1 protein-coding gene is annotated in these 548 nt (G+C 50.2%); it reads left to right on the top strand.

Going from position 1 to position 548, the window contains the following annotated elements; all coding sequences use genetic code 11:
- Nucleotides 1-548: NAD-binding protein (locus R7Q48_RS30190; protein WP_318134087.1), on the top strand; the 548-nt coding region annotated here is incomplete at both ends.

The following is a 548-nucleotide window of genomic DNA, read 5'->3' as shown; positions in this document are numbered from 1 at the left end:
GCAAGCTTACTGGTGCCAATGACCTTTATGGTGATCATCGGTACGGTGGTATTACAAAGTGCCACTGCTCGCCCTATGGCGATTGCATTGGGTGTCGCAGAACCTGCGCCGAGAGGCTTCCTACTTATTGGGGCGAACCGAGTCGCACGTGAAATTGGCCAAGCGCTAGCGCGTTATGATCGACGTGTATTGATGACGGACTCGAACTGGGAGTACATCAGCCAAGTTCGTATGATGGGCCTGGATTATTATTACGGTAACCCGATTTCTAGCCATGCGGATGACAACCTGAACATGATTGGCATTGGTCAAGTGGTCGCACTCACGCCAGATCAACACTTCAACATCATGGCTTGTATGCAATTTGTCGACGAGTTCGGCGAAGATAAAGTGCATTGTCTGCAAAAAGTGAAGACGAATGGAAACGGCAGTGAAAAGCACTCTGTTGCTCAGGAGTATCACGGCAAGCTGTTGATGGGGGGCAATGTTAGTTACACCCAGCTAGCGAGCCTGTTAAGCCGAGGTGCGGAAATCAAGCACACCAAACT

The sequence above is a fragment of the Vibrio sp. 378 genome, assembly GCF_033339435.1.
Note: the sequence above shows the minus strand (reverse complement) of the source record. Positions and strands in the feature narration are given on the sequence as shown.